This is a genomic window from Rhodococcus sp. RS1C4 (genome assembly GCF_002258225.1).
Classification (GTDB): domain Bacteria; phylum Actinomycetota; class Actinomycetes; order Mycobacteriales; family Mycobacteriaceae; genus Rhodococcoides; species Rhodococcoides fascians_E.
In genome coordinates, this window is the sequence record NZ_NOXZ01000022.1 from 102,458 (window position 1) to 116,607 (window position 14,150).

Here is a 14,150-nt window from a genome sequence, read left to right on the forward strand (position 1 = left end):
CTCCGTTTCGTGCGGTGAAGTTCGGCATCAGATGCCGTCGAAGCCGATGTGGACGGTCTTTTCCTCGGTGTCCCCGTCGAGTCCGGATCGGCCCAGTTCGCGTCCGATACCGCTTCCTGCCCGGCCACCCCAGGGCAACGCTGGGTCCGGAACACCCCATCCGTTGACCCACACCGTGCCCACACGAAGCTTCTCGACTACGGAGTGGACGCGAGAGATGTTCTGCGAGTAAACCATCGCGTTGAGGCCGTAACGCGTGTCGTTGGCTATTCGGACGGCTTCCTCGGTGGTGCGGAATCCGATCACCGTGGCGACGGGCCCGAAGATCTCGTCGCGGGCGATGGTGAGTTCGTTGGTACCGCGGAACACGGTGGGTTGTGCGTAGAAACCGACACCACGCTCACGTTTGCCGCCGCAGATCAACTGTGCGCCCTCGGATATGCCGGAATCGATGTACCCGTTTATGCGGTCGAGTTGCTTCGCGTTGACGATGGTCCCCATCGTGGACCGGTCGTCGAAAGGATCTCCGACCACAGCGCTCTCGGCTGCGGCGACGAGTCCGTCGACGACCTGGTCGATGACCGACTCGTGCGCCAGGACTCGCGTCCCAGCGGCACACACCTGTCCCTGGTGGTAGAAGTTCCCCATCGAGATCCAGGGCATCGCAGCCTCCAGATCCGCGTCCTCGAAGATCAGCTGTGGTGCTTTTCCGCCGAGCTCGAGAACGAGTTTTCGGAAGCTCTCGCCCGCAAAGCTCCGAATCGACTGGCCGACAGCGGGACTTCCGGTGAAGGAGACCTTGTCGACGCCGCCATGACCTGCCAGGGCAGCCCCCGCAACCGGACCGAGGCCGGTGACCACGTTGAGCACTCCGTCGGGAATACCGGCTTCGGTGGCGAGCTCGGCCAATCGCAGCGTCGACAGCGACGCGTCCTCGGCGGGCTTGACCACGACGGTGTTTCCCGCGGCGAGGGCGGGGGCGAGCTTCCAGGCTGCGATCAGGGCCGGGTTGTTCCACGGGGTGATCGCCGCGACGACACCGAGAGGTTGACGCACCGTGTAGCCGAATCGTTGCTGCGGGCCGAAGTTCGGCAAGGACATCGCCGAACCGGAGATCTTGTCGGCCCACCCCGCGAAGTGCCGGAACGCCTCGGCCGCACAGGGAATGTCGCCGCCGACGGAGTCGCGGTACAGCTTGCCCATCTCGACAGCTTCGAGAGCCGCGAGAGTCTCGGCGTCGGCTTCGATCAGTGCTGCCAACCGGGTGAGGGCTTTTCCTCGTTCAGGGCCGCTGGTTCGGGACCACTCGCCGTGCTCGAACTGCTCACGTGCCGAGCGGACGGCCGCATCGACGTCGTCCTGGCCGGCCGCGGCGATCTCTGCGACCACCTCACCGGTAGCAGGATCGGTCGAGGTGTACGTCGCACCGTCGGCGGCCCCGACACGGGCTCCACCGATGCGGAGCAGCGGCTCCGGTAGATCGAATTCGGGTCGTGTGATGTCGGCCGTGGTCATCGTGACTCTCCTGTGGCTGCGGAATCCTGCGAATCGAAATGTCGTTGCAAGCCGCTCCACGAGGAGTCGTAGTCCGGCTGACGGTGTTTCGCGTTGTAGGCGAAGTCCGTCGTGATCAACGGGAGTCGTGTCTCGAACATGAACGCCAACGAGTTCTCCAACTTCTGTGGTAGCAGATCCGCACTCGACGCGGTGTCGAAGGTCTCGAGATCGGGACCGTGGGCGCCCCACATGTTGTGCAGACTCGCCCCGCCGGGGACGAACCCCTCCGCCTTGGAATCATGTTGTCCACGAACAAGGCCCATGAACTCGGTCATGATGTTGCGGTGGAAGTGGGGTGGTCGGAACGAATGCTCGGCAACGTTCCACCGTGGCGGGAAGATGGCGAAGTCGACATTGGCTTGGCCGGGTCGCTCCGATGGAGAGGTGAGTACGGTGAAGATGGACGGGTCGGGATGGTCCCACCCGACGGTGCCCATCGTGTTGAAACGGTTCGTGTCGTACTTGTACGCGCTGTGTGTACCGTGCCACGCCACCACATCCAAGGGCGAGTGATCGTATTCTGCTGCCCAGAGCTGCCCACCGAACTTCTGGATCACCTGCACCTCGTCAGTGCGATCTTCGTAGGCAGCAATGGGATACGAGAAGTCCCGTGCGTGGGCGAGTCCGTTCGACCCGATCGGGCCGAGTTCGGGCAACGCGAAATAGGCGCCGTAGTTCTCGCAGATGTATCCGGCGGCGGAATCATCGTGTAACGACACCCGAAACTTCACCGCACGGGCGATCACGGCGATCTCGCCGGGTACGACGTCCAGGAGTCCGAGTTCGGTGTGCAGCCGGAGGCCACCCGACTGCGGAACCACCAGTAGCTCACCGTCGAGGTCGGCGAAGTACCTGTCGGTCATCGACCTCGTCGCGTGATACATGTGTACCGCGATACCGTTGCGCTCCAGTACATTGCCGTTCGCAGCGATGGTGTGGACACCGTCGAGGAAATCAGCATCGGGCCACGGAGCGTCGAACGGATTCCACCGCAATCGATTGACATCGAGTACCCCGTCGGTGAGCGGAGCCGAACGGAAGAGGCCGTTGTCGATGCGCTCGAATCTCGGATGACGCGCGGACGGGTGGATTCGGTACACCCACGTGCGTCTGTTGATCTCCCGCGGTTCGGTGAACGCCGTACCGGAGAGTTGCTCGGCGTAGAGGCCGTAGGGTGCTCGCTGCGGAGAATTCTGCCCCCAGGGCAAGGCGCCGGGGATCGCCTCGGACTGATGTTCGTTCCCGAATCCCGTGCTGTATTTCAGGGTCTCGGTCATCGTCGCAACGCTCCCTGTGCGTCGAACTCGGCTTCTCGCCCGTCCATCTGGGCGCGGAGCCAACTGCGCCGATGTCGATCGGCGATGTGTTCCATCCGGCGTCCCGCTCTCGGAACAGCCCGCCGGACGAGCTCGAGGACTGTGATGAGGGGGAACCGGGCGATCACGATCAGAATCCACGGAAACGCAGAGGGCATGTCGTACTTCGCACGTGTCGCCGGGCCCATGAACAGCGTGGTGTACGCGCCATAGATTCCGTAGTTGTATCGAGCGCGCATTCGCGCGAGTCCTTTCTGGTGCGGTCTGGGCGCGAAGCTGGCGGGAAAGGACTCGATGAGTTCCTTGCCGTGCACCCCCGCGTCGTAGCTCCGTGCTGCCGAGACCATGGCCGTCATCCGGAGGGAGTCCGCAATGGTCGTCGGGAAGTTGCGCACATCGACACCGAGGAGATGGCCCATGAACTTCTGGAAGTGCAGCAGCGCGCGAATCTCGGTCGGTGTGGTCTGCAGTCCAACCAGTCGGAGCGCCAACGCAGGCACGGTGCTGCCACCCAGCAACGTCAACATCTGATAACCCTGGCTGATCGGGTATCCCCACTTCTCGGTGTCCCATTCCGGGTGGCCGTCGATGCGGCGTCGGACAGCAACGTGCATCACTCGTACCTTCATCGCGGTGGCGCGGCCGGCCGAGCCGATGCGCAGCAACGCTCCCGGCTCCGAGGTATCGACCCAGAATTGGCACGTTTCCAGAAAGCGCCGCAGGGCGTTGTCGCCCGCGTACCCGCCGGCGAGAGACAGCGGGGTCGCGACGGCGGCCTCGGTGTACATCTCCAGAGTGATTCCGCCTGCGACGGCGAACAACATCGTTCCCCAGCGGCGCCAGATGGCGGCGCCCTGTTCGACGAGCTCGGGCCGCACCCAGTCCGGCAGCGTCTCGAACTCGTCGAAGAGCACCCGCATGCTGGCCGGCACGTCGTCGAGCGCGTCGATACCTTCCGTCAGGGCGCGTTCGAGTAGTGCTCGGCCACCCTTCGGATCGGCTGCGAACACGTCGTCGACGAAGTTCTCGGCGACCGTGTCTCCGCGAAACAGGCTGTCGCAGAACTCGGCGGCAACATCGTCACTCGGAAAGATCGACGTGCCGAACACGTGCCTCGCGGCCGACTCGAGTCGAGCGATTCGAGGGTTGCGGCGGTGTTCCCAGTACGTGAAGGCGGTCGGGACTCGCATCGAGTTCTGGGTGAGCGTCATACGTTCTTCTCCATCCAGGCGCCGCACTCGCCGGTGACGGTGCCGATTCCGTGCGGCTGATCGACGAGATAGTGGTTGAGTTCGGGCAGTTCGACCAAGGTGGAATCAGGACTGGCATCGTGCATCGCTCGGGCGTCGTCGGCGAAGGCAGCTTGGTCGCCGAGCAGCGAGACGATGAGGGTCGGTGCGTGGATCCTCGGTAGATTCTTCAGCGCGTCCGCCCCGGTGTGATCCGAACTCCATGTGCTGAGCCAACTCCGCACCGACACGAATCGAGCGAGCCCGCCTGCGGCGGTGTTGGCACGTTGCGGATCTCCGTACATGCTTCCCAGCTCTCTGTCGCTGGGATCGAGCGTGAGGTCGACGAACCGAGGATCGGCGACGGTGCGGTGCACCACGAACGCGTGATCCGAAGCGCCTCGTGCGGACAGTGTGTCGAGCTCACGAATCGCCCAGTCGTCGATCCTTCTGATGCGGTCGAGCTGAGCCGCGCGATACTGCTCGACCCAGTCCCGATCCAGGGGGACGGTGCGAGAAGGGTCGTACAGGTCGAGTGCGGGGTCGGTGGAGAACGGATCCGATTCGTCGGTGACCGAGGCGTCGATCCAGTGCCTGAGGACCCTCGCACGTCCGGAATGGGCCCCGACGAGCATCAGGCCATCGGCCGGGACGAGAGGGGGACCGTCGACCTCGACGGTCTGCGTCTCCGCTTGCTCTTGGTAGTAGGTGGACAGCGAACCACCGCCGCTGAAGCCGAGAAGGATCACCTTGTCGAATCCGAGTTCGTCCTTCATCCACCGGACGCCGGATCCGAGGTCGGCGATGGCGCGTTCCATCAGTAGTGCCGGCTCGTTGGAGGTGTATCGCGTGTTGAGTCCCATGATGGGCATGCCGGCCTCGGCGAAGCCACGGAGAAGAAAGTGTGACAGGAAGTCCGAGGTGGGATGTGCGAGCAGGATCCCCACGCTGCGATCGTGGCCCTGCGGCGCAACGAAATTGGCATGCAGGGTGGGGTAATGCCGCGATAGACCCGAGTGCATCTCCACTCGGCCGTCCCGAGCTGGTTCGTACTGAATTCTCTGGAAACTGTCGACGATCACGTCTGGGTCCGCCTCCTTGGACGAATGCGATCCGAGTCACAGAAACGTACCATACTTTGCGGTATGGACAAGGGTGATTTTTCTTGCGCATTCGGCTGCGGAGTCTCCATACTGTGTAGTACGGTCGGATTTCTGCGGACCGGGAAGGTGACGATGTGAGTCAGCGAGAAACAGTGCTGGACAGTGCATCCGAGGAGGATGAGGACACTCCGGAGCGGGAACCGAGCGAGCTCGAATCTGCCTCGTCGAAGCCCGCGAGGCAGGTGCGTCGTGGGGCGGTGGGGGCTGCGGTGCTCGCCGTGGTGGCGCTCGGCGCAACGGCTGGAGTGCTGCTTCACCAGCATCGCGCGTTCGAGTCCGCGCACGACCTCGAGCAGCGCTATCTGCAGGCCGCACGACAGAGTGTGCTCGACTTGACGACCATCTCGGCCGCCACTGTCGACGACGATGTCGCGCGGGTGCTCGACCGGTCGACAGGAACGTTTCGTGACCAGTTCGCCGAACGCTCGGACGATTTCGTCTCGGTGGTGGAGCAGGCCGATGTCCGGGCGACGGGATCGATCACCGAAGCGGGTATCGAGAACTCCGACGACAGTGCCGCGAGTGTCCTCGTGGCGGCGATCTCCAGCGTCACCAATTCTTCCGGGGCGCAGGAGGAACCGCGAGTATGGCGCCTTCGAATCACGCTCGACAACGAGGACGGGACGATTCTGGTCTCCGATGTGGAGTTCGTGCCATGATCGGTCGTCGAGCATTCGCAGTGGGCCTGTCGCTGGTACTCGTCGGTGCGGGGGCGTCGACCGCCTCCCTGTACGCGCAGACCCGTACGGACGAGCAACTGTCCCAGTCACGCTCAGCGATCGGTGACGCGGCCGACGACGGTGCCGTCGCCGTGCTGTCCTACAGGGCGGATTCGGTGGACGCCGATATCGAGCATGCAGCGTCGTTCCTCACCGGAGATTTCCTGAGCTATTACAGTGCGTTCGGTGCAGAATCGATCGCTCCTGCGGCCAAGGAACGCGGAATCATCTCCAGCGCAACGGTCTCGGCGAGCTCGATCGTGTCCTCGTCGGAGGATTCCGCCGTTGCACTGGTCTTCGTGAACCAGAACATCACCTCGACCGACGCTCCCGATCCGAAGGCGGCGTCGAGCAGCCTTCGGATCGAACTCGATCAGGTCGACGGCCGATGGTTGATCTCGAAGCTGGATCCGATCTGACGGGCGGTCATTCTCCGTCCGGGACGAGCAGCCCGTCCAGTGTCTCGGGCAGGGCGTCGAGTCCACCGTCGACATACCGGCGTCCGTCCCCGGCGATGTAGGAACCGTCGGTCGGGTCGTAGTCTCCGGTGGACGCCACCGGGTCTCGACACAGTTCCACCGTGGCTGCGCGTCGTCCCGGGAACTCCATACACGGGAGGTTTCGCGCGCCGCGGACCGCGGTGGGGTCGGCTGGATCGATCTTGCAGTACAGGCCCTTCGGGGTCGGAATCGTATCTACCTCGGTGGGTGATCGGCGTTCGGACGCAGGCAGGAATCCGGTGGTGCACGGAGGCGGGTCGTTCACCTGGGCGGCGAAGAAGGTGTTCTGACCGGGCTCTCCCGACTGGGAATTCAGCATCCCCGTTCCCTGGGTCGCTGCGATGAGCGGCGGGTACAGCACCAGAATCTGCTCGATCGAAGGATTGTACACCGCCGCAACCTGTTCCACGGTGGTCAGGTTCTCCAGCAGAAGTGGAAGGGTCGGCTGCAACTGTTGAAACAGGGCGGTCACCTCCGTTGCCATCGGCGTGCCCTTGTCCACGAGGGCGCGCACCGACCCATCGTGGTCGCGGAGCGTCCCCGTGACTCCGGTGAGCGACGCTGCCCAGGCCTTGATCGACTCACTGCTCGCGGCGGTTGCTGCCAGGACGGGGTCGGCTTCGTCGATGAGCGCGATGATCGACGATGTGTCGGCGTTCGCGTCGGCGGTGAGAGTTCGAAGCGAATCGAGTAGCTGGGATACGTTTGCTCCGTTGTTTCCCAGTGCGGCAGCGCTTTCGTCGAGCACGCTGCGTAGGTTGTCCGAGCCGATGGATGCCAGCGCAGACTGCAGGAGATCGATCGTCGGGCCCACCTGCTCGGGAACGGAGGTTCGGTCCTTCGAGATCACCGCGCCGTCGGACAGGTACGGGCCCTCGTCGGAGCTCGGCACCATGTCGATGTACTGCTCTCCGATTGCGGACATCGAGTGCACCTCGGCCGTCGTGTCTGCGGGAACGTCGACATCGGATTCCAGGGACACCACCGCTCGCGCGCCGGTACCGAGGGTTGTGAGCTCGACGACCCGTCCTATCTCGGAACCGCGATAGGTGACGTTCGCACCGGTGTAGAGGCCGGCGCCGTCGGCGAGCTCGACCGCGACTCGATAGCGGCCGATACCGACCTGCTCCGGCACGCGGGCGAAATAGGTTGCCGTGGTGGCGGTGGAGACGACGCCGACGGCCAGGATGATCCAGAGCTTGCGATGGAGCGTTGTCTTCGACGTCATGGGTTGCCTGCCGGTGGGATGAGGAGGTCGGTGGTCGACGGAATCGTCGGCGACGGAGTGGGTGCGAACGAGCCGAGTGCGCCTTCGAGCGGTGTGCCGAGAAACAGGGCGTTGTCGAGAGTGTCGAGCCGAAGATCGAGAGTCACCTCGCCGTTGGCGTAGTCGCCGCGTACCGCGTTCTGATAAGTGTCGATCGGGAACGGGTAGGTGAGCAGGTAACGGAAGGCGTCCGTCAGGGACGTCCCGGAATCTGCCAGTGAGGCAAGCACAGGACGCAACTCCTGCAGCTCGGCCACCAGATCGCCTCCGGTGTCGTCGACGATCTTCTCGGCCGTGGTACCCAGTCGGCCCAACGAGGTGAGTGCGGCGGTCAAGTCCTGCCGGCTGTTCGACAGTACGGTCAGCGCGGGGCCGAGCGTGGTCACGGCGTCGGCGAGCACCTGGTTCTGATCGGCGACGTCGGCGGCGAATCGATCGAGGTTGTCTATCGTCCGCTCGATGTTCGCCTGCTGTTCGACGAGTCCGCCGAGGAGAGCGTTCAATCGATCGATCACGGACCGCACCGATTCCGGTCGTCCGCCGATCGCGGCATCCAGTTCGTTCACGATGTCGCCGAGTTGGGGGAGTCCACCGCCGTTCAGTACGAGCGACAGCGACGACAGGGTCTGCTCGGTGGTGGGATACGCACCGGCGCGATCCAGTGGGATGACATCGCCGTCGGCGAGCCGGCCGGTCGGTGCTTCGGCAACGGGTGGCGACAGTTCGATGTGCGTCGATCCGAGAAGGCTGGTCTGACCGACCGCTGCGACGGCGTTCGCCGGCAGGTCGACGCTCTGGTCGAGGTGAACGGTGACGACGGCGTGGCCGTCGTCGAGCTCGATGTCCGCGACGCGGCCCACGGTGACGTCGGACGCGAGCACTCGCGAATTGCGATCGATGGTGGACACGTCCGGCATCTCGATGGTCACCGAATACGCTCCTTCCCCTTCTCCTGCGGTGCCGGGGAGCGGAAGTGAATTGAGGCCCTGCCAGCCGCAGCCGGACGTCAGCAGCGCGAGTGCGAGCACCACTGCCTGCCGAGGCCCGATTCGTCGTGTCGTCATCGATCACCTCCGGGAAGTAACAGATCCGTCAGCGACGACGGCGACGGTGCCGACGTCGGCGCGGGGGTGGCCGGTTCCAGGTCGGGTTCGCTGTAGACCAGCTGATCCGGCAGTGCGCCGACACCGTGAATCGGGTTGGTGGACAGAGGAAGGTAGTCGAACGCCAGCGTCTTCAGCAGGGGACCGAGGTACTGCACGCACAGGTTCGCTCCTTCCTGAGCACCGACATCCTCGGCTGCGGCGATGGCCGAGCAGATGAAGTCCATCGGATTCGCGAAGTTGTTGGGCGCGAGCGCGGAAACTATCGCGTTGTGTGCGGGCTGGTAGATGTTGTTCAGATTCGACAACGCGGTTGGCGCCACATGGAGGATCTGGGCGATTCCGTCACGCTGCGAGGCGAGTTCGCCCACGACGGTCTGCAGGCTGCGGAGTGTGTCGTCCAGACCGTCGCGATTGTCGGCGACGAACCTCTGCACATCGCCGACGGCGAGGTCCAGAGACGTCAACGCGGTGCCGATCTCCTCGGAGTTGTCGTCCAGGACAGCGGTGATCGATGCCATCGAATCGTTGAAGTTCACGATCTGTTGCCCACTTGCGGACAGTGCGGACACGAACACCTGCAGGTTGCGCACGACGGCGAACAAGTCGGTTCGACCGTCGGACAACGTCTTCAACGCGTCCGAGAGTTGAGCGACGGTCGCTCCGAGGTTCTGCCCCTGCCCCCTGAGGTTGGCATCGGCGGCGTCGACGAGGGCTCCGAGAGGTGCTCGGCCGTCGGGCGCAGCGGTTCCCACCGCGTCCGCCAATCGAGACAGTTGAGCTTTGATCTGGTCCCACTCGACCGGTACCGCGGTGCGCGACATCGGGATGTGCTGCCCGTCGACCATCGTCGAGCCCCCGGTGTAGGGCGGAGTGAGCTGTACGAAGCGACTGGCGACAAGACTGTGCGAGACGATGACCGCCAGGGCGTCGGCCGGCACCGAGTAGGACGAGTCGATCTGTAGCTCGACGTCGGAGTGGTCACCTCGTGGTTCGATCGAGCCGACGCTTCCGACGTCGACACCCATGACTTTCACGTCGTCGCCGACGTACAGTCCTGTGGTACTGGGGAACTGGGCGATGATGGTCGTGGTGTTCAGTGCAGGGACGACGGTGTAGGACACCGCGGCCAGAATCGCCAGACCGATCCCGATGGCCGCGAGTTGCCATCGCCTGGCCGTCATCGGGGTGCTCCGTCGATGGCGGACAGTGGGTTGACACCGGCGGATTCACCGGGGGCGGGGCCGAGTCCGAGGGCGGCACGGATGAACGGTGAAATGATCTGGCCAGGGATCAGGTTCTGAATGTACGAGTTGAAGAACGGTCCGCTCGACACCGCCTCGCCGAGTTGAGTGATGTACGGGCCCAGATTCTCGATGGCCGTGCCGATATCGGCTCTGTTCTGCTCCAACACCTCGAGTACCGAATCCAGCGATGCCAGCGTCGATCCCAGTTGCGCCTCGTTGTCCGCGACCAGCCCACTCAAGTGCCGGGCGAGCTCGGTGACGCTGTCGAACAATCGATCCACGACGGCTCGTCGACGGTCGAGTTCGCTCAGGATGGTGTTCGCGTCGGTGACGAGGATGCCGATCTGTTCACTCCGGGTGGCGAGTACTCCGGTGACCTGTTCCGCCGCTGACAGCAAGGACCGCAGAGAGTCGTCGCGCGAGGCGATGCTCTGGGAGAGTCGGCCCACTCCGTCCACTGCCGCAGCGAGATCCGCGGGGGTCTGCTCGAGCACCTCGGTGCTCACGCGCATGGCGTCGGTCAGTCCGTCGGTGTCGAGTTCGGTGACGTCGTCGGTAAGGTCACCCAGCGCATCGGTCAACTGGTAAGGACTCGATGTGTGATCCAGTCCGATCCGAGAGCCTGGGCTCAGCCGTCCACCGGCACCGGGATCGACACTCAGATTCTTCGTGCCCAGCACAGTCTGTGTCGGTATGGCCAGGCGTGCATCGTCGTGGAGTTCGACCCCGCCGCCTACGGTGAATGCGATGACCACTGTGTCCGCATCGATCTCGATATCGGTGACCTCGCCGACGACGATTCCTGCCACTTCGACATCGGCTCCGGTCACGAGTCCGCCGGTGTCTCGGAACACGCCGCTGTAGGCAGCGCTCGCCGACAGAATCGGCAAGGATGACACGTTCGTCGCCACCACTGTCACCAGTACCGCGAGGACGGTGCCGACTATGCCGAGCCGCACGGTGTTGCGCTCGCGTACACGCTGATTCATCGTGGTGCGCACCTTCCCGTCTCCTGTCCGATCAGCGGCGTGGTGAGGCCGCCGCCGTCGGGAGTGTCGATCTTCAGCTTGATGCCGCAGAGGTAGTAGTTGAAGAAGTTGCCATAGGCACCGAGTCGGCTGAGCGCGGCGTAGGTGTCGGGGAGGCGCGAGACGATGCTCCCGATGCTGTCCTTCTGCGAATCCAGTTGCACAGCAGTTCGATCGAGTTCGTCGAGTGTCGACTGCAAGGGCGGTCTGGCCACGGTCAGCAAGTCGGCCACGGTTGTCGCAGACGAATCGATCTCCGTCAGGGCGGTACCCCATGCCGCGCTGTCGGCAGCGAGGCCGGTTGCCAAGTTCTGTGCCCGATCGAGTGCGGTCGACACGACATCCTTCTGGTCGGTCAACGTTGTCAGCGTGGTGTCCAGGTTGGTGATCACCCGTCCGATCACCTCGTCTCGATCGGCGAGTGTGGTGGTCAACGTGGCGGTGTGGGCGAGCAGGGATGCGATCGAACCGCCCTGTCCCTGGAGAGCAGCGACGAGTTCGGCGGTCAGACCGTTGACCTTGGACGGATCGACGGACTCGAACAGGGGCTCGAAGCTTCCGATGAGTTGGTCCAGATCCAGAGCGGGTGAGGTTCTTTCGAGGGGGATCGTCGAGTTGTCGCCCAGAGGTTCGGCCTCACCGGCGCCGTCGGCCAGTTCGAGATAGCGGTCGCCGACGAGATTCTGGTACCGGACGGTGGCAGTGGTCGACGAGGTGACCACGTAACCGGGCCCCACGTCGATGCCGACCTCCGCCTGGTGGTTGTCCACGATGGCTACTTCCGAGACCTTTCCGACTTCCACCCCTGCCACCCGTACGAAGTCACCGCTGCGCAGACCCGACGCGCTGGTGAAGACGGCGCGGAAGGATGTGGTCGACTCGAACCGGACCTGTCCGAACACCACGACCAGGCACGCGAGGACCGCGGTCATCACGACCACGAAAACGACCAGCTTGATCGTGCTCGATGTGCGGTTCATCGGGTGCCACCCGGTGCAGCGAGCCCGCCGGGCAAAAAATCCAGTATCGAACCCGGCGAGACAACCGGGCCGGTGTTGCCCGCACGGAACGGGTTCGATCCGGTGTCGGCAACCACGTACGGGGTCGGCACGGCGTCGTCGGGCACGATGGGCAGTGCGCCGCATCGCGGGCCACCCGACGCGGCAACGCGCGGGAGGTCCGACTCGGGCCTGTAGGGCGGGATTCCGAACAATACGGTGCTGTTGAGCAGCATGGTGCGTCCGTTTCCGCCGGACACCTCCTCTGCCCCCACCCGGGCTCGGTCCGCGCCCTGCAGAAAGCAGGTGAACTGGGGTGAGTATTCCTCCAGCAGTTCGGTTGTCGGCTTCAGTTCGAGCACGGAGCTCGAGATTCCTCCGGCATTGTCCGTCAGGACTCGGTTGCCTACATCGGCCATCCCGATGACCCCGAGCAGAACGGCGTCGAGAGCGTCGGCCTCGTCGACGAGAGTGCGCCCGGTGGTCGTCAGGTTGCGCAGATCGGTCAGTACATCCGGTGCCGCACCTGCGGCGGTGTCGCTCACGGTCGATCCGGAGTCGATATCGCGTTGCAGGGTCGGAATCCGAGGTTCGACGGCGGCGAGGAGTGCGTTCGTGTCGTCCAGGCTCCGTCCCAGGTCGCTACCGCGCCCACCGAGTGCCGTGGCCAACGTCGTGAGGGTGGCGTTGAGCTTGTCCGGTTCCACTGCCGACAGAACCTGGGTGAGCGATTCGAAAACGGTGTTGACCTCCACGGTCACCGAGGATGAGTCGATGACAGCGCCGGAGGCAATCGGCGTCGTCGACGGATCGGCCGGTTCGGTGAGTGTGACGAACTTCGAACCGAAGATCGTGGTTGCGGCGATATTCGCTTCCACGTTCTCGGGTATCGATTGTGCTGCATCGCTGTTCAATCGCAGTTGGACGACGGCACCGTCTGCGTCCCGATCGACGACGTCGACGGTCCCCACTTCCACCCCGTGCATCTTCACCAGGGCACCTGCTTGCATGACGAGACCGCTACGGTCGGATCTCAGTGTCACCCGCGTCGGTGGATCGACGGCGTCCTGCGCGGCACCGGTGAAGGCGAGGTAGGTGGCGGCGACTGCGACGGCGATCGTGGTCGCCAGAACCACAGCCGCCAGGCGGGGTGCGCCGGATCCGGTGCTGTTCACGTCGGACATCTCATCCCGCCAGGTGCACTGATCGGGAATTGCCGTAGAGGGCAAGTGAAATCATCAACGTGACCATGACGACGGTGATGAGCGAGAGTCGAACAGCGCGACCGGTTGCGGTCCCGACTCCCGCCGGCCCACCGGATGCGGTGTAGCCGTAGGAGGTGTGAATCAGCATCACCGCGGTGGCCATCACGAACACTTGAAGGAAGGACCACAGCACGTCCGAGGGGACGAGGAACGTGGAGAAGTAGTGATCGTAGACGCCACCCGATTGGCCGAGAACGACCACGGTGGCTATGCGGCTCGCCAGAAAGGAGGTGATGAGAGACAGGGAGTACAGGGGCAGGACTGCGATCATGCCGGCGAGCACACGAGTTCCGACCAGGTACGGAACCGATTTGATAGCCATCACTTCGAGCGCGTCGATCTCTTCGCTGATACGCATCGCGCCCAACTGGGCGGTGGTACCCGCGCCGATCGTTGCGGCAAGGCCGACGCCTGCCGTGATCGGAGCCACGACTCGCACGTTGACGTATGCGGCGAGGAATCCGGTGAGCGCGTCGACTCCGATGTTTCCCAGTGAATCGAATCCCTGGACGGCAACGGTGGCACCGGCGAAGAGAGTGAGGAATCCCAGTACGACGATGCTTCCGCCGACTGCCGCGAGAGCCCCTGTGCCGAGACTGATCTCGGCAAGTACACGGAGTGTCTCGGCGCGGTAGTCGCGCGCGGCCTTGCCCGTCGACGCGAGGGCGCGTCCGAAGAACAGTGCCAACTCGCCGACGTCGTCGATCCCGCGAACGACACTGCGCACACGGTTACTCACTCGGATCGACATATCGAAG

Annotated in this window: 13 protein-coding genes; 2 read left to right on the forward strand and 11 right to left on the reverse strand. The window is 64.1% G+C overall.

Features of this window, described 5'->3' with window-relative positions; all coding sequences use genetic code 11:
• Positions 1-27: 27 nt before the first annotated feature.
• The 4 genes from CH289_RS10360 to CH289_RS10375 are packed head-to-tail and all read right to left on the reverse strand — an operon-like array spanning position 28 to position 5,184.
• The gene (locus tag CH289_RS10360; protein WP_020111833.1) at positions 28-1,515 is read right to left on the reverse strand and encodes an aldehyde dehydrogenase family protein; all 1,488 of its coding nucleotides are present in this window, start codon (positions 1,513-1,515) and stop codon (positions 28-30) included.
• The gene (hmgA, locus tag CH289_RS10365) at positions 1,512-2,834 is read right to left on the reverse strand and encodes a homogentisate 1,2-dioxygenase (RefSeq protein WP_020111834.1); all 1,323 of its coding nucleotides are present in this window, start codon (positions 2,832-2,834) and stop codon (positions 1,512-1,514) included. Before hmgA ends, CH289_RS10360 begins: the two co-directional genes overlap by 4 nt.
• On the reverse strand, positions 2,831-4,084 hold the full coding sequence (locus CH289_RS10370; RefSeq protein ID WP_094727866.1) for an oxygenase MpaB family protein: 1,254 nt from the start codon (positions 4,082-4,084) through the stop codon (positions 2,831-2,833). Before CH289_RS10370 ends, hmgA begins: the two co-directional genes overlap by 4 nt.
• Entirely contained in the window at positions 4,081-5,184 is a 1,104-nt protein-coding gene (locus CH289_RS10375; protein WP_020111836.1) for an alpha/beta hydrolase, read from the reverse strand. The genes CH289_RS10370 and CH289_RS10375 overlap by 4 nt, the downstream gene beginning before the upstream one ends.
• A 155-nt stretch (positions 5,185-5,339) precedes the next feature.
• On the opposite strand from CH289_RS10375, the gene CH289_RS10380 reads away from it, so the two are divergent.
• Both CH289_RS10380 and CH289_RS10385 read left to right on the forward strand, forming a co-directional pair.
• Positions 5,340-5,924, forward strand: coding sequence for a hypothetical protein (locus tag CH289_RS10380; protein WP_256977118.1), 585 nt, complete (start codon positions 5,340-5,342; stop codon positions 5,922-5,924).
• A complete protein-coding gene (locus CH289_RS10385; protein WP_019667546.1) occupies positions 5,921-6,403 on the forward strand; it encodes a hypothetical protein in 483 nt (160 codons plus the stop codon). The genes CH289_RS10380 and CH289_RS10385 overlap by 4 nt, the downstream gene beginning before the upstream one ends.
• 7 nt (positions 6,404-6,410) lie before the next feature.
• Here CH289_RS10385 and CH289_RS10390 read toward each other — a convergent pair whose 3' ends face one another.
• The 7 genes from CH289_RS10390 to CH289_RS10420 are packed head-to-tail and all read right to left on the reverse strand — an operon-like array spanning position 6,411 to position 14,143.
• Positions 6,411-7,712 carry an MCE family protein gene (locus tag CH289_RS10390; protein ID WP_020111838.1) on the reverse strand — a complete coding sequence of 434 codons (1,302 nt, stop codon included), beginning with the start codon at positions 7,710-7,712 and terminating at the stop codon, positions 6,411-6,413.
• Positions 7,709-8,815 (reverse strand): MCE family protein, encoded by a 1,107-nt coding sequence (locus CH289_RS10395; protein WP_037188478.1) that lies wholly within the window; start codon positions 8,813-8,815, stop codon positions 7,709-7,711. Before CH289_RS10395 ends, CH289_RS10390 begins: the two co-directional genes overlap by 4 nt.
• A complete protein-coding gene (locus tag CH289_RS10400; RefSeq protein WP_020111840.1) occupies positions 8,812-10,038 on the reverse strand; it encodes an MCE family protein in 1,227 nt (408 codons plus the stop codon). The genes CH289_RS10395 and CH289_RS10400 overlap by 4 nt, the downstream gene beginning before the upstream one ends.
• Entirely contained in the window at positions 10,035-11,090 is a 1,056-nt protein-coding gene (locus CH289_RS10405; protein ID WP_231383845.1) for an MCE family protein, read from the reverse strand. The genes CH289_RS10400 and CH289_RS10405 overlap by 4 nt, the downstream gene beginning before the upstream one ends.
• Positions 11,087-12,109, reverse strand: coding sequence for an MCE family protein (locus tag CH289_RS10410; RefSeq protein ID WP_094727868.1), 1,023 nt, complete (start codon positions 12,107-12,109; stop codon positions 11,087-11,089). Before CH289_RS10410 ends, CH289_RS10405 begins: the two co-directional genes overlap by 4 nt.
• Positions 12,106-13,311, reverse strand: a complete 1,206-nt coding sequence (locus CH289_RS10415) for an MCE family protein (RefSeq protein ID WP_020111843.1) — start codon at positions 13,309-13,311, stop codon at positions 12,106-12,108. Before CH289_RS10415 ends, CH289_RS10410 begins: the two co-directional genes overlap by 4 nt.
• Before the next feature lies 1 nt (position 13,312).
• Positions 13,313-14,143, reverse strand: coding sequence for an MlaE family ABC transporter permease (locus CH289_RS10420; RefSeq protein ID WP_094727869.1), 831 nt, complete (start codon positions 14,141-14,143; stop codon positions 13,313-13,315).
• Between the last annotated feature and the right edge of the window lie 7 nt (positions 14,144-14,150).